This window comes from Ensifer sp. R1-3 (assembly GCF_056739175.1).
Genome location: NZ_CP096516.1, coordinates 1621949 through 1639767 on the forward strand (window position 1 = coordinate 1621949; position 17819 = coordinate 1639767).

Here is a 17819-nt window from a genome sequence, read left to right on the forward strand (position 1 = left end):
AGTCGACGATGGCGTCGTCCGCACATGGAAAGCCGACGAAGAAGGCCGCTCCGTCAAGCGCGGCAAAGAAGGCGGGCGGCTTTCCCCTGCCCGTCAGCACGGCGCCGATGGAGGCCCGATCCGCGACCGAGCTTCCGGGCGGCGACGCATGGCAGTATGAGCCGAAGTGGGACGGCTTTCGCTGCCTTGCGTTCAAGTCCGGCGACGAAGTCGATATAAGGGCGAAATCCGGCAAGCCGCTCGGGCGCTTCTTCCCGGAGATCGTCGCCCTCTTGCGCCGGCTGGAGCCGGACATGTTCGTCCTCGACGGCGAACTGGTGATCGAGGTCGACGGGCGCCTCTCCTTCGACGCCCTGCAGATGCGCCTGCATCCGGCGGCAAGTCGCGTGCAGAAGCTCTCGCAGGAGACGCCGGCCAAGCTCATCCTGTTCGACATGCTGGCCGGCACGGACGGAACGATCCTCACCGGTGAACCCCTCCAGACCCGCCGCGCCTGCCTCGAAGCCTTCGCCAAGAAGAACGCCGTTGCTGGGATGCTGGAGTCTTCGCCCTTCACGCTCGACATCGAGGAGGCCGAGCGGTGGCTCACCTCATGGGAGGCGGGTGCAACCGACGGGGTCGTCGCAAAGCGGCGCGACGGCGTATACGAATGCGGCGAAAGGGCAATGGTGAAGGTCAAACGGCTGAAGACGGCCGATTGCGTCGTCGGCGGCTTCCGTTACGAGAGCGACAGCTCTTTGGTGGGCTCGCTTCTGCTCGGCCTTTACGACACCGAGGGACTGCTGAACCATGTGGGCTTTACCGCGACGATCTCGGACAAGGAGCGGCCCGCCTTGACCCACCAGCTCGAAGCATTGCGGGAGCCGCCGGGCTTCACCGGCAAAGCGCCGGGCGGGCCCAGCCGCTGGAGCAGCGAGCGCAGCGGCGAATGGGAGCCGGTTCGCCCGGAACTGGTCGTCGAAGTCCGGTTCGACCATGTTAGCAACCGGCGCTTCCGCCACGGTACGAAGCTCATGCGCTGGCGGCCGGACAAGGACCCGCGCCAATGTACCTATCAGCAGATCATGCCGTCGTGAGCTTGTTTGGCGCCAATCCGGTTCTCTTCGCCGGTACCTGCTTCCAAGCTGTGGTTGAACACGCCGAGCACCGTGTCGACGATCAAGGGACGCGGGCGGCGCCGCGCTATCGCGGCAACAGGCAAGGCGGGCAGCTGCAGACCTTTGATGGGAGCGAAGCGAACGCCCTTGAACGATATGCGCTCTGTAGAGCGTGGTAGAAGAGCGGCACCGACCCCTGCGGCAACGAGAGAAAGCATGGTCAGCGCACGCGTCGCCGGCTGCTGAATCGAAACGTCGTGCCCGGCTTCCGCGAAGGCGTTGAGAATGCAGGCGTGCAAGGAAGGGCCCTGGGCGGCGGGGAAGAGCACCAATCCCATTCGGGCAAGCTCGGCGATGGTGACCGGACCAGTACGCCCGTCCTCCGGTATGGCGGCAATGAGCGTCTCGTCGGCGACTGGGATGATATCCAGTCGTTCCGAGCTGCCGAGCGGCGGATGGCATATGCCGAAATCGATCGTTCCCTCCGCAAGCGCGGCCACCTGCTCATTCGTCGCCATTTCAGTGAGCACGGGCCGGATCATCGGAAACTCCTGCCGCAGCGAGACAACCAGCGACGGCAGCAGCTCGTACAACGCAGCGGAGACGAAACCGATCCGGACGTCGCCGGCGGTCCCGGTACCCGCGCCGCGGGCAACCGCCCGTGCCGCCTCCGCATCTTGAAGCGTCCGTCGCGCCTCGGGAAGCAGCGACGCGCCCGCCCGGGTCAGTGCAAGCCGGCGGTGTGCGCGCTCGAAAAGTTTTACGCCGAGCTCCCTTTCCAGCCGGGCGATGGACTGGCTCAACGGCGGCTGCGCCATGCCGAGCCGCTGCGCGGCGCGCCCCATATGCAGGGTTTCGGCCACGGCGACGAAATGACGTAGGTGACGAAGTTCCATATGCAGATGATATCAAAGTTTCCCATATTCATCATCGATTTGAATGCGGAGGCGGGCAATATTTGGCGGCGTTCAGATTGTCGGGAGTATTGACATGACAAGACTCAACGCGATTTTCCTCGCCCTCATCTCAACTGTGTTCGCCGCGCCGGTTTTTGCGGGTGACGATCAACTGGTGCGCACCGACCGCTTCGTGACGCTTGCCGGGGGCGAAAGGCTTTTCGTGCGCGAAGTGCGGCCTGCCGAACGGCAGCAAGCGGCGTCGGCCGTTCTGCTGATCCATGGCGCGCGCGTGCCATCGGTCGCCTCGTTCGATCTCGCGGTGCCGGGCGGCTCGATCGCGGCCGAGCTGGCTGCGGAGGGCCTTTCGGTCTACCTCGTCGATCTCCGCGGCTATGGTGCCTCAAGCCGGCCGCACGAAATGGATGCACCGCCCGGTGGAGGCACGCCTCTTATGCGAACCGATGAAGCGGTCTCCGACATCGCCGCCGCCGTCGAGGCGGTTGCGGAATGGAGCGGCGACGGCAAGGTCAGCATTCTCGGCTGGGCGACGGGAGGACAATGGGCCGCCGCCTTTGCCGCCCGCCATTCGGCTCGCGTGGAACGACTGATCCTCTACAACAGCCTTTACGGTGCCTCCGACCGGCATCCGACGCTCGGGCGAGGCTCGCCGCTCGAGGCTCCCGATCGTCCGGGCAGTTTGAACATGGCTGCGCTTGGCGCCTATCGGCTCAACACAGCGGAAAGTCTGTTTGCGGCCTGGGACAAGAGCATCCCCGTTCCCGATAAATCCGAGTGGCGCGACCCCGCTGTCGCCCGCGCCTATGCCGACATGGCGCTGTCCTCCGACCCCACCTCCGGGGAGAGAACGCCGCCGAGCTTCCGCTCTCCTAGCGGCGCGATGGCCGACAGTTTTGAACTGGCGTTCGGCCGCAAGCAGTGGAGTGCGGCGGCATTGACGATGCCGGTGCTCGTCATCCGCTCACAACACGACTTCTGGAGCCGTCCGGAGGATGCAGCGGCGATTGCGCGGGAGGCGCCGCAAGCAAGCCTCGTCGAGCTTCCACACGCTACCCACTTCGTGCATCTCGACCGCAGCGAAGCGGGCCGTTCGGCCTTCCTGTCGGCGGTCACTCAGTTCCTGGAACAGGCGGCACGATAGAGCGTTTCACTGTTTGATTGAGACAGCTACGCACTTGCGCACGGCGTCCGGAACTTTTGGCCAGGGGGCAGGTTGGAGCTCTGGCAAGGAGCGCGGTCGATGCGCGGACCACATCCGCCTTTCGGGACTGCGGGTGTCCCCTCGTTCTCGGCGCCGCCTTCGGCATGCGATCACAAGGGGGTACTCGCGCACCTCCCCCCGCTGATGACCACCCAGGCAGCGATGAATAATGATCTCCTGATCATCCTGGGAATTGCGGCGGCGGCGGCCGTCGCATCGCCCCTGGGCGGCCTGGTGGCGATCTCGCTCAGGCCGTCCAGCCTCGTGCTCTCGATCGCCGTCGGCTTCGCGGCCGGCGTCCTCATGGGCACCTTCGCTTTCGAGATGATGCCCACCTCCATGGAACTTGCAGGTCTTCCGCTTGCCGTTGCCGGGTTTTTGCTCGGCCTGGGACTCGTCTATATTCTCGACCTCTACGTCAACCGCTGGAAAATGGCCGGACCGGAAGCGGATCAGAAGGCCGAGGTCGATCGCCTGCATCGGCGGCGCAGGCCGCGCGGGAGCAATGTCGCGGTGCTCGCCGGCGGCACGAGTGCGGAAGAGCTGATCGAAGGCATGACGATCGGTGTCGGCGCGACCTTCGAGCCTAAGGTGGCGCTGATCGTGGGTCTCGCGATCTGCATCGACAATTTCAGCGAAGGAATGAGCATCGGCGAATTGACGCTCGACGAGGAGCGGAAGAACGCGAAGCGCCGGACACTCGGATGGACCTCCCTCATCGGACTCTCCCTTTTCGTTTCCGCCGTGGCAGGGTGGTTCCTCCTGAAAGGCCTGGCCCAGCCGGTCACCGGTTTTCTTTTCGCGACGGGAGCGGGCGGGATGTTCTACCTGACGATTACCGATCTCGTGCCGGAAGCGGAGTCGCACCAGTTCCAGCAATCCTCCGCGATCGCCAATGCCGCCGGCTTCCTGCTCGTCATGGTGCTTGCGCAGATGAGCTGACGCAATCGTGTCTCGAGGAGTGCCCGTCCGTTCAGACGATCGCCCGGTCCCAGCCCCCATAATGTTCTTCGCTGCGCGTGCCGCGCGGAAGGCTGAGCGCGATCAATGCCAGGCCGATCGCGAGATTGGCGAAGGTGGCGACCGTGCTGCCGCCGGCAAGCAGGAAGGGCGAAGCCGCCACCCAGGCGCCGAGCAGCACATTCAGGAAACGCACCGGACGGACGACCTCCGCCATGGCGGTGACGGCAACCAGGATCACGACGCAGCCGAGAATGTGGTCGCTGTGATAGAGCGGCGGGACGCTGCCGAAAACCATGGGCGTCGTCATCAGGACCGCGCCGAGCAGAGCGCTCGCGACCAGCGTCCAGGGGAAGTTGACGCCGCCGACGATGAATTCCTTCAGCAGCTCGGAGGCGGGCCGGTTGAGGTCGGGGGCCGGCGTCTGGTCCTCCGAAATGGCCGGGCCGCCCATCCAGAACGTCCGCCAGAAGGGCTCGCCCGCCTTTCTTACGCGCCAGAGATACTGGATGGTCGCGAGCACCTCGTCGATCGAATAGGGGATGAGCACGACGGTGACGGCCGCCTGGATGATGCAGAGCGTGCAGAGTGCGCCGATAAGCGGCGGCTGGATGATGATGAAGGAGACGCTGACGGCGCCGAGGGGCACGATCAGCAGGCCGAAGAGGAGCACCATCCAGGGCATGGTGCGCCAGCGGCGACTGTCTCCGATCGCGCCGGCCAGAATGTCAAGCGCATAGGCGAAGGCGCCCAGGCCGGCATCGGCGATCGGAAAGCCCTTGGAAACCCAGGACGTCACGACCGCCTCGCTGCCGTTGCGGACGGGGGCCTCGCCCGGGCCGAAGAACGGGTCCCAGAGCCCGTCGACATGGCCCATCTGATAGGCGGCGAGATAGCGCGAGACGAAGAGGCCGACGAAGGCGAGCGCGACGATCGGCATGCGCTGGGTGAAGGAGGACGGCGAATAGCTCCAGCCGAGCGGCCGGTCGTCGTCGGCCGCGAGCGCCCGCAGCCTTATGCCGGGTGTCGGCGGAATCATAACCGCAAAAGCCACGATCAGCATGCCGGCAAGCGTATCGACGGCGTAGGCCGCAGCACTCGTCGTCCAGAAGACAAGCGGGGCGAGCATGATCCAGACGCCGAGCGCTGCCGTGATCCATTGCGCATGGGACCAGCGCCGGTACATGCCGAAAAGCGCGAATGCCGCAACGAGCAATCCGGACAGGATCTCGCTGATCCCGAGTCGGGCATTGCGTATGGCGGGCTCCGCGATCTCGTGGCCGAGCGCCGGCGGCAGTGGCACGCCGACGGGGTCGAAAAGGCCGAGCGTCGCCGGCGAGGAGACGAGCCACAGGCCGAGAGCGACATTTGCCAGCGGCGCCCAGAGCGTGCGCAGCCGGTGTTCTTCCACGGCAACTTCGACTTCAGCGTCGCTGCGCTCCAGCGGCTCCGCCAGGCGTTTCTCCGCCTGCTCGATTTCCGGATCCGAGGCGGCGACCACGGAGGGCTCCAGCTTGTTCTTCGCGTACCAGGTGGTCGGGTCTTGCTTGAGCCGCCGGATCATTTCCGGCAACGTCGCAGCTAGGCTGTGTCTCGGCTCCCAGCCGAGCTTTTTGCGGGCACGGGAGATGTCGATCTCGTAATGATCGTCCGAGTTCTCGATCATCCACGGCTTAATCTCCGACTCCTCGTCGAGCACCTCGGTCTGCATCCATGCCCCCGGCTTGGCAAGGCTCTTGGGCAGGGCGAGCGTGCGCCAGTCCTCGCCGTGGATCAGCCGGCCGATACGCTTCTGCAAGTCGCCATAGGAGAGCGTTTCCTCCTCGCCGATCAGGAACACGCAATCGTCGGGCAATTCGTTGCGGTGGCCGACGGTGCGCGCGAAAGCCTCGACCAGATCGTCCTTGTGCAGATAGGGCTGGCCCGCGTCCAGATCGCCGCTGAACAGATAGGCCGTCGGGAGCCGCTCGAAGATGCGGGCGATCTGCTGGGCGATGAAAGCGGCTCGGCAGTCCTCGTCATAGACGCCGGCGAGGCGAAGAGTCGCGGTCCTGATCGCGCCGCGATGTTTGGCGATTACCGCCTCGGTCTCGGCCTTCGACTTGGGGTAGGCCCAGGCGGGGTCCAGCGGATCATCCTCGTTGATCCGCGCACCCTTGGCCGGACTGGGTGCCTGCACCAGCAGCGTGCTTGCATAGATGAACTGTTCGGTGGGAAGGCCCTGCAGCGCCTCCAGCAGCCGGCGCGTGCCCTCGACATTGACGGCACCGTATTTGGGGTTGTCCTTGCCGGTGGTGTCGTAATAGGCGGCAAGATGAATGACGGAAGCAAGGCGCCCGCCGCTACGCTTACCCGCCGTCTCGATCGCCTCTCTCACGCTTTCGTCGGAGGTGATGTCGAGTTTGATCGTCTCTTCGGTCTCGGACTCGCCCTTCGGAGGGGACAGGTCGAGCCCGATGACGCGATACCGGTCCCTCAGGCGATGCGCGATCGCTTGGCCCAGGAAACCGCTCGAGCCGGTAATGAGAACGGTCGGCTGATTTGCATCTTTCGGCATGCCGAAGCAAACCGCGCTCGGGCAGGAAGGTTCCCGACCTGGTTGAGCGAAAGAACTACGCCCCCGTCCGCGCCACGACGGGCACATAGTCTTCCAGCTCCGGCGCGGGGAAATGCAGCGTCGCGCCGATCTCGGCGGAGCGGTAGAGGCCCATCAGGATTTCGACGACCGCCAGGCCGTCCTCGAAGGTTTCGAGCGGCTTTATCCCCTTGCGGAAGCATTCGACCATGTGGCGGTTTTCGTCCGTATAGCCGTAGACGCCGGCCTCGTCCTCAAGCACCGGCATCAGGCCCTGCTCGGCATTCTGTTTTTCGACGAGGTCCTCGCCCTCGGTGCCCTGCACGGCCCGCGACAGGAATATCTTCAAGCCGGTGCCGAGCGAATTGTACTCCAGCGCATATTCGGGCCCGAGAAGCTCGAGCTGGATGCGCAGGCCGGCGCCGACATAGGCCCAGGAGGTCGTTGCCTCGATCATCAGTTCGTTGCCCTCCTCGTCCTCCAGCGCCACGGTGGCGCGGGCGAAATCCTCCGATGGGCGCCGGCGGTAGTCGACATCCTCACCGAAGCGGCGGCGCAGCTCATCGGCATAGCCCGCCCGCGTCCATTTGAGGTTCGCCACCGTGCCGTTCACCGACTTGACCTTCAGCGAATTGCGGGGGGCACCGGGCGCCGTGAGCAGATGGCGCGCCACCTCGACGCTGTGGCACATCATATCGGAAAGCACCCCACCGCCCTGCTTGTCGCCCTGCCAGAACCAGGGCTCGTGCGGACCGGCATGTTCTTCCGCGGCGCGTGCGAGATAGGGCCGGCCGGTGGTCGAGGCGGCGCGCCGCCAGATGATCTCCTTGCCCCGCAGCACCGGTGTGCAGAAGACCTGGTTTTCGAGATAGCCATGGTTGAGACCGGCATCCTCGGCCAGGTGCAGCATCTCGCGTGCCTCCGCCACAGTGCGCGCAAGCGGCTTCTCGCAGGCGACCGCAAAGATCTTGCCGCGTCCCGCCTTGATCTCCCGGTGGAGCGTCCGCATGACGTCGAGCCGGGTGTAGTTCGGCGACAGAATCCAGACCGCATCGACGTCGCCGGCGGACAGGAGCGATTCGAGACTCTCATGCGCGCGGCACTCGCCGAGATCGAGCGCCTCGACTTCGCTCACGAAGCGCTCGCGGTTTTCGGGATTGCGGCTGTAGACGCCGGTCACCTCGACATTGCGTACCCCGATGAGCGATTTGAGGTGGAAATGCGCGATAAAGCCGGTGCCGACGAAGCCGACGCGCAAGGTCTGTTTCGGTAATGTGGTCATTCTTTCCTCCCCGATAATGAGCGGCGACTGTCTCCTGCCGCCCGCATGCGCTTTCAGATAAGTGGCGGCGCCGTGCTGCCTCGGACTTTCAGAACCGTGGGCAGCACGATCGGTTCGGCCACCTCCGAGCCGCCCGCCAGAATTCCAAGGAGCACCGCCATGGCGGTGCGGCCGATCTCGGAGCGCGGCTGGCCGACCGTCGTCAGCGGCGGATAGAAGGCCTTGCTCAGATAGAGATCGTCGAAGCCGACGACCGACACGTCGCCCGGCACGTCGCGTCCGATTCGTCTCAATTCGTGGACGGCGCCATAGGCCATTTCGTCATTGGCGACGAAAAGCGCCGTCGGCGGATCTGAAAGAGAGAAGAGCGAGCGGCAGCATTCCTCGCCGCTTTCGATCAGGAAGTCGCCCCGCACCTCGTAGCCGGCTGGAATCGTCAGCCCGGCATCGCGCATCGCCAGGCGAAACCCCTCCCGCCGATAGACGCTCATCGGCTCGGGAACCGGCCCGGATATATGAGCGATCCTCCGATGGCCGAGCGAAATCAGGTGCTCGACGGCACCGCGGGCCGCGGCGACATTGTCGACCTGCACATGCGGCAGGCCCGAGCCCTCGATCATTTCCAGCGCCACCACCACGGGCAGATGGTTCCAGTCGCCGGCGGACGGCAGCTTGCCGGTCATCAGGATCATGCCGTCGGCATGTCCGTCGCGCAGCATGTTGAAATACTCGGTCTCGCGGGCCGGGTCGTTCTCCGTATTGCCCATCAGCACGGCATAGCCGGCTTCGCGCGCCGTTGCCTCGACGCCCTTGAGGATGTCGAGGTAGAAGGGATTGCCGACATCGCGCACGACCATCAGCACCGTCATGGACCTGCGGGTGCGCAGATTTCGGGCGCTGACATTCGGGCGGTAATCGAGCTCGCGCGCCAGGTCGAGCACGCGCTGGCGCGTCTCGGCGGTCACCAGCGTCGAAGCGGCAAGGGCGCGCGAGACGGTGGCCACCGACACGCCCGCCTTCTCGGCGATGTCCTTGATCTTCGGCCGGTCCCTCATCCTCGGCGGTCCCTCATGCGCGCATCGCCCGGCCGCGTCCGTAGAACATCATGAGCAGGAGCAGCGTCGCGCCGAACACCATCTGCCGTCCGGACTCCTCGATGTTGATCGTCGTCAGGATGCTCTGCAGGATGACCAGCAGGACCGCGCCCGCCATGGTTCCGGTGTAGCCGCCCTTGCCCCCGGCAAGCGATGTGCCGCCGAAGACGACCGCGATGATCGAGGGGAGCATGTACTGCTCGCCGACATTGGCGAAGGACGTGCCGGAATAGCCGAGCAGGCAGAGCCCGGCGGTCGCGGCGAACATGCCGGAGATCATGAAGAGCGCGATGCGGACCAGCTTGACCGGCACGCCCGCCATGTAAGCCGCGTGCTCGTTCGAGCCGATTGCATAGATGCGGTGGCCGAAGACGGTGCGGTTGAGCATGAGCGCCAGGAGGATGCCGATCACGATCCACAGCCAGATGATGCCGGGAATGCCATAGGCGAGCGGTTGCGTGACGAAGCGCGAGAGCGCGGGCGCGGCCTGGCCGGAGGGAATTCCCATCCGGATGACGACGAGAAGCCCCTGCAGCACCCCCAGCATTCCGAGCGTCATCACCAGCGGCGGGATTCTGAGGAGCGTGACGCCGAGCCCGTTCAAGAGGCCGAAGAAGGCGCCGGCCGCGAGACAGGCGGCGACGGCCGGCAGGATGCCGCCATCGGCACCGTTCATGACGTTGCCCGCGAGGATTGCCGAGAGCGAGACGACGCCGCCGACCGAGAGATCGATTCCTTCGCGTCCGCCGAGTATGACGACGTTCTGGCCGGCCGCGACGATGCCGAGCAGCGAGGCGACTATCAGGAGCCGCAGGATCTGACCGCCGGTCGCAAAGCCCGGCGACAGCGCCTCGCCGAGATAGAGGAGAAGCACGATGAGCACGAGCGCGACGACGATCGGCTGACGGACGAAGGACACCACCCGGCTCATGAGCGCGCCCTCCTGCCGGCAAGCACGCCCGCCATCAGGACGAGGAGGATCGCAAGGCCCTGCACGAAGTTCTGCCACTCGGACGGCGTACCCATGAAGAAGACGACCGAGTTGATGAGCCCGATCGTCAGCGCCCCGAGCAGCGAGCCGACGACGGTGCCCCAGCCGCCGGAGAGCGCGCTGCCCCCGAGCACGACCGCCGCGACGCTGTAGAGCGTCATCTTGCCGCCGACCAGCGGATCGCCGCTTGCGGTATCGCCGGTGATGCAGAAGGCGGCGAGCGCGGAGAAGAGGCCGCAGAGCACATAGCCCTTGATCCGGGTCGTTATGACAGGCAGCCCGGTCTGATAGGCCGCCTGCTGGTCGTCGCCGACGGCAAGCAGTTGCGTGACCAGCCTGGTGCGGCTCATCACGGCGAGGAGGATGACGAGGGCCGCCAGGATGTAGAAGACGAAGGGAACGCCGAAAAGCCGGCCGCCATAGGTGCGCCAGAAGAGCGCCGGCGCCGGCGTGCCGGCAACCGGCAGGATGTAGAGCGCAAGGCCCGTGAAGAAGATGCTGGTCGCGAAGGTCGCGACGATCGCCTGCAGCCGCAGAGCCGCGACCACGAGGCCGTTCACGAGCCCGCAGGCGAGCCCGAGGAGGAGACCGATGGCCAGTGCCAGGAGCACCGCGCCGGCGCCCCCTCCCCAGCGTTCCATCAGGACCACGATCGCGACGTTGACCAGCGAGAGGATCGCGCCGGCCGAGAGGTCGATGTCACCGGCATAGACGACGTAGGTCTGCGCGATCGCGAGCAGGATCAGCGCCATATAGGTGCTGAGCAGCCCGGTCAGAGCCCGGAATGTCAAGCTGTTCGGCGAAAAGAAGCCGTTGAGGAGAAGGAGTGCGGCGACGATAACGAGCGCGGGCAGGAAAGGATAGCGCTCCAGCAGCCTGCCGATGCCGCCGGCGCGCCGGTATGTCGGGACGGTTGCGGTCTCTGCCATCACGCGGCCTCGTAAGCGGCTTGGTACAGATTATAGCGGGTGCGGTCCGCCCCGGTGAGCTCCCGGCTGACCGATCCGCCGTTGAAGACGAGAATGCGGTTGGCGTTGCCGAGCAGTTCGGCATCCTCCGACGAATAGAGGACGATGCCGAGCCCCTCCGCGGCCAGTTGCCGGATCAGCGCGAAGAGGTCCGCCTTGGCCGACAGGTCGATGCCCTTGGTCGGGTCGTCGAGCAGCAGCACGTCGGGGCGGTCGATCAGCCAGCGGGCGATGATCACCTTCTGCTGGTTGCCGCCCGAAAGCGAACCGATCGGGTGGAAGAGGCTCGCGAATTTGGTGTGCATGCTGTCGAGCGCCGGCGCTACCTTGGCGCGCAGCTTGCCCCGCCGAGCGATCATCAGCCGGTCGCGCAGATAATGGATCGGCGTGACGTTCTCGATGATCGGCCTTCCGCTGATGACGCCGTCGCGGCTGCGGTCGCCGGAGACATAGGCGCAGCCGCGCCGGATCGCGTCACGCGGGTTCGAAGCGTCGAAGCGGCTGTCGCCGATCAGGATTTCGCCCGAGGCGATCGAACCGGCGCCGAAGATCGCTCTGAGCACCGCCGATTGGCCCTGGCCGTGCAGCCCGCCGAAGCCGAGAATCTCGCCGCGGCCAACCTCGAAACTCACATTACGGAAACCGCGGCCGGAAAGATCGCGCACCGTCAGCGCTGTGCCTCCCTCTCCCTCCACCACCGCCGGCACCGACGATTGCGATGCCGGCATGTCGCCGGCACCGCCGACCATCAACCGGATGACGGTCGCCGGATCGGTTTCGCCCAGACTGAGCGTGGTGATGGTCTCGCCGTCGCGAATGATGGTGACGCGGTCGCCGATCGCCTTGATCTCGTCCATGCGGTGCGAAATGAAGATGATGCCGCGTCCGCGACGTTTGAGATCGCGCAGGATTTCGAAGAAGCGCTCCACCTGGGCTCGGTCGAGCGCCGAGGTCGGCTCGTCGAAGATGAGGAGCGGCGCCTCGCTCGCCAGCGCCTTCATGATCTCGACGAGCTGACGCTGGTCGGGGCGCAGGTTGCCGACGAGTGTGTCGGCGGAAAACCCTTCGCCGCAGACGCCGTCGAAAAGGCCGATATAGCGCGCCGCGCGCTGCCGGAGCTCCGAGCGATCGATGAAGACCCGCGATTTGACCGGCAGCTTGCCAAGCGAGATGTTCTCCTCGACCGAGCGGCGCGCGGCGAGGCTGAGTTCCTGATAGAAGATGCCGATGCCGTGGGCTCGCGCCGAGCGCGGTCCACTGATCGTCACCGGCTGGTCGTCGACGAAGATCTTGCCGCCATCGGGCCGCACGCTGCCCGCAATGATCTTGCAGAGGGTGCTTTTTCCCGAGCCGTTGGAACCCATCAGGACATGGACTTCGCCGGCCATGAGCTCAAGGTCGCCGCGGCGGAGCGCCAGGGTCGCGCCGTAAGCCTTGCTCACGCCGCTCAGTTTCAACTTCGACATGGAAACTCGTCCGTTCGCTTCGGTTTGGGGAGGCCCTCCTCCCGTTCCTCATTCCTGTGCTCGTCACAGGAATCCAGTGAGCCCAGATCCTTGGGCCGAAAGGATTCTCCCGCGCCGCCGACGCGGCGCTGCTGGATCCCTGTGACAGGCACAGGGATGAGGAAGAATGAATGCGTCAAACCCATGACGCCGCTGCCGGGTACCGCTCGCCCACCAGGACTCGCGGCACCGTGGGCTCTGCCGAAAGGCTCACTTGAACAGCGCTTCCGCCTCTTCGATCGAAAGCGAGCTCGTATAGGAATAATAGCCGGGCTTGCCCTCGAGCTGCTTTGCGGCTTCCGCCACGTTCTTCGAGTCGATGAAGGGAATCGGCAGGTAGAGCGCGTTGCCGTATTGTCCGGCCTTTGCCGGCTCCTTCAGTTCCTTGCCCTGCAGCATCAGGACGGCGACGTTGAGGGCGCTCGCCATGACGCCGGGCGGGTTTACGGTCGCGCCCGAATTCAGCTTTTCCTTGATCCAGAGGTCGATGAAGTCCTTGCGGATTTCGCCGGTCGCCGCGATCTGGCCGGCCTTGCCGGCGTCCATGATCGATTTCCAGGCGCCGGCCGCCATGCCGTCCTGCACCAGCACGCCGTTGATGTCCGGATAAGTGGCAAGGATGTTCTGCATCGCCTGCTGGCCCTGGGCCTGGTCCCAGTTGGCATTGACCTCGTTGACGACCTGGATGTCCGCATGATCCTTGAAGACGCTCTTGTAGCCGGCGACGCGCATCTCGTTCGCGGGATGGCCGGCGACGCCGTTGATCGCAACTACCTTGCCCTTGCCGCCGAGCGTTTCGGCGAGCCATTTGGCGCCCGCGGCACCCCAGGCGGTCTGGTCGATGCCGACATAGATGGCATCCGGCGAAGAGACTTCCGCATCGGTGGCGATCACCAGGATGCCGGCTTCCTTCGCCTGGGCGAAGATCGGATCGAAGGCGGTCGGGCTGTTGGGGTTGACGATGATGGCGTTCACCCCTTCCGCGATGAAGTTGCGGATATGCGCGATCTGACCCGGCACGTCGACATTGGCGCTCTGGACGGAGACCTCGACGTCGACGCCTTTTTCCTTCCATTCCGCAGCCGCGGCCTTTGCCTCGTCGATCATCTGGGTACGCCACTCGCTGCCGACCCAACCGTTGGAGAGACCGATTTTAAAGGTCTCGGCGTGAGCGGATGCCGACAGGACGATGGACGCGACCGTGCCCAGCGCAAATGCGAAAAATTTCTTCATAAGATCCTCCCAAATCTTGCCGGCACATGAAGCCAGAAAATGTAATCGATTTCAATCGCCGTTTCGGTGATGGCCGCAGGGGTGGAGTGGATTACTTCGGCCAGGTCTCGATCACGCGGACGAAATGCGTCAGCCACGCATTCGTCTGGTGGCCGTCCAGCGCACGATGGTCCATCGTCAGCGACACATAGGCCATCGGACGGATCTGGATCGTGTCGGCGCCGTCCACCTCGCGGACGATCACCCGCTTGTCGAGCTTGCCAACGCCGAGGATCGCCGATTGCGGCTGGTTGATGATGATCGGCGCCGCGAGCAGCGATCCGGAGGCTCCATGATTGGAAATGGTGAAGGTGCCGCCCGTCACGTCCGCGCGGGAGAGCGCGTTCGAGCGCGCACGCGTCGTCAGGTCCTGCAGCCGGGCCGCAATCTCGGCAAGCGACAAATCCTGCGCCCGATGGATCACCGGCACGACCAGGCCCTTGTCCCCGAGGGAAATACCTACGCCGATATTGATGTCGTCGAATGTTTCGAGCGCATCCTCGTGCCAGCGGCTGTTGACCTCGGGGACCGCGCGCATCGCCGCCACGCAGGCTGAAACCACATAGGCCGTATAGGAGAGCTTGGTGCCGTCCGCCGCAAGCCTCTTCCCATGCTCGTCGCGATGGCGCATCACCGCCGAGAAATCGGCCTCGAACACGGCCGTCACATGCGGCGCCGTCGTGACGGAGTTGAGCATATGTTCGGCGATCGCGGCGCGCATGCCGCTATGCGGTATCCTGCGCGACTTGGGTGCGGCTCCTCTGTCGCCAGCCTCGGCCGCGACCGAAGCAGGGCCTTCCTGCCGGGCGGTAAACGCCCTGTCCATGTCGGCGCGCGTGACGCGGCCACCGCGGCCGGTGCCGGTGACGGTGGCCGGATCGAGGCCATATTCTTCCGCGGCATGCCGTACGGCCGGCGAGTAGTGCGGCGCGTGTCCCGCCCCGGCAGCCTCGCTGCCGATCCGGCCGAGAACGGCGCCGGGCGTGGCATCGTCGCCATTCCGCATCAGGATTTCCGCGAGCACCCCGTCGGCGGGCGCCGACACCTCCTGGGTCACCTTGTCGGTCTCGAGCTCGACCAGGGGATCGCCCGATTTGACCGGATCGCCGATCTTCCTGAGCCAATTGCGGACGACCGCTTTGGTCCCCTCCTGCTCCAGCGGAGCCTGGATGTCGATGAGGCCGCCCATCCTCAGAACTCCAGAAGGTCGATGATCTTCCGGCGTATGCGTTCCGTCGAAGGAACCGCCCAGTCGAGCAGGGCGGGATTATGGGGGCTGGGAATATCCGGCATGGTGAGGCGCGAGATCGGCGCGTCGAGATCGATGAAGGCTTCGTCGGCGACGGCTGCGGCAATCTCCGCGCCGAAACCCGCCGTTGCGAGGTCCTCGTGGACGATGAGGCACCGGCGGGTGCGGCGCACGGATGCGATGACCGCTTTCCTGTCCCATGGCATCAGGGTTCTCAGATCGATCACGTCGGCTGAGATCCCCTCTGCCGCCTCTTCGCAACGCGGCACCATGGCGCCCCAGGTGACGATGGTGATGTCGCGGCCTTCGCGCGTGAATTTCGCGTTGCCGAAGGGCAGGGCGAATGCATCGCCGGGATAGGGCCGCCGCGCCCAGGGATGGTCGAGCATCGCCCGGTGCTCGAAGAAGATCACCGGATCGTTGCCGCGCAAGGCGGTGCGCAGGAGCCCAACGGCGTCCTCGGCATTGGAGGGAACGGCGATCTTCCAGCCGGGCTGGTGGACGAAGGCGACCTCGTTCGTCTGGCTGTGCCACGGATCGCCGCATTTGAAGAATCCCCCCGCCATCCGCACGACGATCGGCGCGGCGAAGCGGTTGCTGGTCCGCCAGCGGATCGTGCCGCAATCGTTGAGCTGCTCGATCGCGGGCTCGGCATATTTGCGGAACTGGATTTCCGGCACCGGCACGAGGCCCGCGAGCGCCATGCCGACCGCCCGACCGATGATGCCCTCCTCCGAGAGCGACGTGTCGAAGACGCGGGCGGTACCGAATTTCTCCTGCAGCCCGAGGGTCACGGCATGAACGCCGCCCTTCGGGCCGATATCTTCCCCGAAGAGGACGACCCGCTGGTTCACCGTCATCTCGTGATCGAGCGTGCGGCGGATCGCCGTCACCATGTTGATCCTCTGGCCGTCGCCCGTCGCCGTCTCCGTCGTTTTCGGCGGACGATAGCCGGCAGGGTGCTGCCCGCCCATGACCTGCATTCGGCCTTCGAAGAAGACATGGCTGGTGACGGTTTCGGGATCGGCGACCGGCCGGGATTCGGCCTCGACGCGCGCCCGTTCGGCGGCCGCCTTCGCGTCTCTCGCAGCTTCGTTCCATTCCTCGGCGCTCAACATGGCTGGGACGATATAGTCCCTCAGCCGCGGCAACGGATCGTGTGCCCATTCGCTCCTGACGAGCTCCTCGCTCTTGTAGGTCTGGGTATCCTGGAAGCTGTGTCCTTCGAGGCGGGGCACCTCGAGCCTGAGCAGCACCGGCATCCGCCCTTCGCGCACCAGTTCCACGGCGCCTTTCGTCAGCCGGGCGGCCTCTTCCGGATCCGAGCCGTCGCCGTCGAGCACGGTCAAGTTTTTCCAGCCGGCGAGGTTGCCGGCAATATTGCCTTCGGGCGTCTGGAAGCTCGAGGGAACGGAGATGCCGAAGCCGTTGTCTTCGATATAGAAGAGCAGCGGCAGGCCCTGCGTCGTCGCGATCGTCAGAGCGGACCAGAAGCCGTTGGAGGCGACCGAACCATCACCGCCCAGCACGACGGCAATATCCTTTTGATATTCCTCTTTTCCGAGAACTTCGCTGAAATAGGTGATCGCCTGCGCCCAGCCGGCCGTCGGGGTATACTGGGTGCCGACCCCTCCGCACATCGGCAAAGCCGAGGCGCCGTGCGGGTTGGGATAGTTGAAGACGACACCGATGTCCCGGCCGTCGGAATATCCGCCCGCGCGCCCCATCGCCGAGCCGAGCGCGTCCGCCGGATCGACGCCGAGCGCCAGCAGCAGCGGGCGCGAGCGATAATAGCCGCATGCCGCGTCGTGCCTGCCAGTGAGGTGAAGCCCGAGGAGAATCTGCGCCATGTCATGGCCGCGTGCCGAGAACTGGTAGAGAATCTTCTTCTCAGGGACGAGGCGCTGCTCCTCCATCTCGTCGAGCGCGCGCGACAGGAGCAGAAGTTGCACGACCTTTTTCCAGTCGATGCTCTCGTCCGGTGCGTTGCGCCGGTCCTTTTTGAGTGCGGCCTGAGCCATCAGGGTCTCCTCCAGTTCTCCGAGATCAAGACTACGCCGCTAGACGCGCAAAACGGTTTCAATCTGATCCTGTTTTGGCTAGGGTTTGATGAAGCTGTTTCGGTTTCGAGGGATTTATGATGAATTCATTCAATCTCGATGCGATCGACCGAAAAATTCTAGGGATCCTCCAGGACCGGGGCGACATCAGCCATGCAGCCCTGGCGGAGGCGGTCGGTGCCTCGCCGGCGTCCTGCTGGCGGCGCATCAAGGCACTGGAGACGGCGGGGGTGCTGGTTAAGACCGTGAGCCTCGTCAATCCCGACCTGGTCGGACGCGGATTGAACGTCTTCTGCCAGGTTCGCATGAAGTCCCATGATCCGGTTGCGCGCCGGAATTTCGAACGCTTCGTGGAAAGCCACGAAGAAGTTCTCGAATGCTATTCCATGTCGGGCGACTGGGATTACCTGCTACGGGTCCTCGTTGCCGATGTGGCCGACTACGAGCGCCTGCTGATGCGCGGCATCCTCACCCACGAGGCAGTGGCGAACTCGTCGTCTCACTTCGCCTTGAAGAGCGTCAAATACTCCACCGCCGTTCCCGTCTAGACCTTTGAAGCTGCGCTCTTTTCCCGGAATTGCCCTAGAGCGGGATGAGGAAAAGTGTGTGCGGTTTTCCGCCCGCATCCGGCGTCTCAACTTCTTGGAA

At 65.0% G+C, this 17819-nt stretch carries 14 protein-coding genes; 4 read left to right on the top strand and 10 right to left on the bottom strand.

Features of this window, described 5'->3' with window-relative positions; translation table 11 throughout:
• The first annotated feature begins 8 nt into the window (after positions 1 to 8).
• Positions 9 to 1076, top strand: coding sequence for an ATP-dependent DNA ligase (locus M1D43_RS24775; RefSeq protein ID WP_127603233.1), 1068 nt, complete (start codon positions 9 to 11; stop codon positions 1074 to 1076).
• Here the strand turns inward: M1D43_RS24775 and M1D43_RS24780 are convergent.
• A complete protein-coding gene (locus M1D43_RS24780) occupies positions 1055 to 1993 on the bottom strand; it encodes a LysR family transcriptional regulator (protein WP_014527688.1) in 939 nt (312 codons plus the stop codon). The genes M1D43_RS24775 and M1D43_RS24780 overlap by 22 nt on opposite strands.
• Positions 1994 to 2087: 94 nt before the next feature.
• Here M1D43_RS24780 and M1D43_RS24785 point away from each other — a divergent pair, with 94 nt between their 5' ends.
• Both M1D43_RS24785 and M1D43_RS24790 read left to right on the top strand, forming a co-directional pair.
• The gene (locus tag M1D43_RS24785) at positions 2088 to 3155 is read left to right on the top strand and encodes an alpha/beta fold hydrolase (RefSeq protein ID WP_014527687.1); all 1068 of its coding nucleotides are present in this window, start codon (positions 2088 to 2090) and stop codon (positions 3153 to 3155) included.
• 222 nt (positions 3156 to 3377) lie between these two features.
• A complete protein-coding gene (locus M1D43_RS24790) occupies positions 3378 to 4157 on the top strand; it encodes a ZIP family metal transporter (RefSeq protein ID WP_013850242.1) in 780 nt (259 codons plus the stop codon).
• Between the two features lie 31 nt (positions 4158 to 4188).
• Here the strand turns inward: M1D43_RS24790 and M1D43_RS24795 are convergent, their stop codons facing one another.
• The 9 genes from M1D43_RS24795 to M1D43_RS24835 all read right to left on the bottom strand — a co-directional run bounded on the left by M1D43_RS24795 (position 4189) and on the right by M1D43_RS24835 (position 17132).
• The gene (locus M1D43_RS24795; protein WP_014527685.1) at positions 4189 to 6732 is read right to left on the bottom strand and encodes an NAD-dependent epimerase/dehydratase family protein; all 2544 of its coding nucleotides are present in this window, start codon (positions 6730 to 6732) and stop codon (positions 4189 to 4191) included.
• A 55-nt stretch (positions 6733 to 6787) separates the two neighbouring features.
• Positions 6788 to 8032 carry a Gfo/Idh/MocA family protein gene (locus M1D43_RS24800; RefSeq protein ID WP_014527684.1) on the bottom strand — a complete coding sequence of 415 codons (1245 nt, stop codon included), beginning with the start codon at positions 8030 to 8032 and terminating at the stop codon, positions 6788 to 6790.
• Between the two features lie 53 nt (positions 8033 to 8085).
• Positions 8086 to 9087: a LacI family DNA-binding transcriptional regulator gene (locus tag M1D43_RS24805; protein ID WP_014527683.1), complete on the bottom strand. Its 1002-nt coding sequence runs from the start codon at positions 9085 to 9087 to the stop codon at positions 8086 to 8088.
• 13 nt (positions 9088 to 9100) lie between these two features.
• Positions 9101 to 10057 carry an ABC transporter permease gene (locus M1D43_RS24810; RefSeq protein WP_010974943.1) on the bottom strand — a complete coding sequence of 319 codons (957 nt, stop codon included), beginning with the start codon at positions 10055 to 10057 and terminating at the stop codon, positions 9101 to 9103.
• Positions 10054 to 11046: an ABC transporter permease gene (locus M1D43_RS24815; RefSeq protein ID WP_014527682.1), complete on the bottom strand. Its 993-nt coding sequence runs from the start codon at positions 11044 to 11046 to the stop codon at positions 10054 to 10056. Before M1D43_RS24815 ends, M1D43_RS24810 begins: the two co-directional genes overlap by 4 nt.
• The gene (locus M1D43_RS24820) at positions 11046 to 12551 is read right to left on the bottom strand and encodes a sugar ABC transporter ATP-binding protein (protein ID WP_014527681.1); all 1506 of its coding nucleotides are present in this window, start codon (positions 12549 to 12551) and stop codon (positions 11046 to 11048) included. The genes M1D43_RS24815 and M1D43_RS24820 overlap by 1 nt, the downstream gene beginning before the upstream one ends.
• Before the next feature lie 249 nt (positions 12552 to 12800).
• On the bottom strand, positions 12801 to 13823 hold the full coding sequence (locus tag M1D43_RS24825; protein ID WP_003527931.1) for an ABC transporter substrate-binding protein: 1023 nt from the start codon (positions 13821 to 13823) through the stop codon (positions 12801 to 12803).
• Between the two features lie 91 nt (positions 13824 to 13914).
• A complete protein-coding gene (locus M1D43_RS24830) occupies positions 13915 to 15051 on the bottom strand; it encodes a dihydrolipoamide acetyltransferase family protein (protein ID WP_014527680.1) in 1137 nt (378 codons plus the stop codon).
• Positions 15052 to 15053: 2 nt separating this feature from the next.
• The gene (locus M1D43_RS24835; protein ID WP_014527679.1) at positions 15054 to 17132 is read right to left on the bottom strand and encodes an alpha-ketoacid dehydrogenase subunit alpha/beta; all 2079 of its coding nucleotides are present in this window, start codon (positions 17130 to 17132) and stop codon (positions 15054 to 15056) included.
• 116 nt (positions 17133 to 17248) lie between these two features.
• On the opposite strand from M1D43_RS24835, the gene M1D43_RS24840 reads away from it, so the two are divergent.
• Positions 17249 to 17719, top strand: coding sequence for an Lrp/AsnC family transcriptional regulator (locus M1D43_RS24840; protein WP_010974948.1), 471 nt, complete (start codon positions 17249 to 17251; stop codon positions 17717 to 17719).
• The last annotated feature ends 100 nt before the right edge of the window (positions 17720 to 17819 follow it).

Coding starts and splice junctions, on each gene's coding strand:
- M1D43_RS24810 (WP_010974943.1), bottom strand. CDS start 10,057: ATGAGCCGGGTGGTGTCCTTCGTCCGTCAGCCGATCGTCGTCGCGCTC.
- M1D43_RS24820 (WP_014527681.1), bottom strand. CDS start 12,551: ATGTCGAAGTTGAAACTGAGCGGCGTGAGCAAGGCTTACGGCGCGACC.
- M1D43_RS24785 (WP_014527687.1), top strand. CDS start 2,088: ATGACAAGACTCAACGCGATTTTCCTCGCCCTCATCTCAACTGTGTTC.
- M1D43_RS24800 (WP_014527684.1), bottom strand. CDS start 8,032: ATGACCACATTACCGAAACAGACCTTGCGCGTCGGCTTCGTCGGCACC.
- M1D43_RS24805 (WP_014527683.1), bottom strand. CDS start 9,087: ATGAGGGACCGGCCGAAGATCAAGGACATCGCCGAGAAGGCGGGCGTG.
- M1D43_RS24795 (WP_014527685.1), bottom strand. CDS start 6,732: ATGCCGAAAGATGCAAATCAGCCGACCGTTCTCATTACCGGCTCGAGC.
- M1D43_RS24835 (WP_014527679.1), bottom strand. CDS start 17,132: ATGGCTCAGGCCGCACTCAAAAAGGACCGGCGCAACGCACCGGACGAG.
- M1D43_RS24830 (WP_014527680.1), bottom strand. CDS start 15,051: ATGGGCGGCCTCATCGACATCCAGGCTCCGCTGGAGCAGGAGGGGACC.
- M1D43_RS24790 (WP_013850242.1), top strand. CDS start 3,378: ATGAATAATGATCTCCTGATCATCCTGGGAATTGCGGCGGCGGCGGCC.
- M1D43_RS24780 (WP_014527688.1), bottom strand. CDS start 1,993: ATGGAACTTCGTCACCTACGTCATTTCGTCGCCGTGGCCGAAACCCTG.
- M1D43_RS24775 (WP_127603233.1), top strand. CDS start 9: ATGGCGTCGTCCGCACATGGAAAGCCGACGAAGAAGGCCGCTCCGTCA.
- M1D43_RS24825 (WP_003527931.1), bottom strand. CDS start 13,823: ATGAAGAAATTTTTCGCATTTGCGCTGGGCACGGTCGCGTCCATCGTC.
- M1D43_RS24815 (WP_014527682.1), bottom strand. CDS start 11,046: ATGGCAGAGACCGCAACCGTCCCGACATACCGGCGCGCCGGCGGCATC.
- M1D43_RS24840 (WP_010974948.1), top strand. CDS start 17,249: ATGATGAATTCATTCAATCTCGATGCGATCGACCGAAAAATTCTAGGG.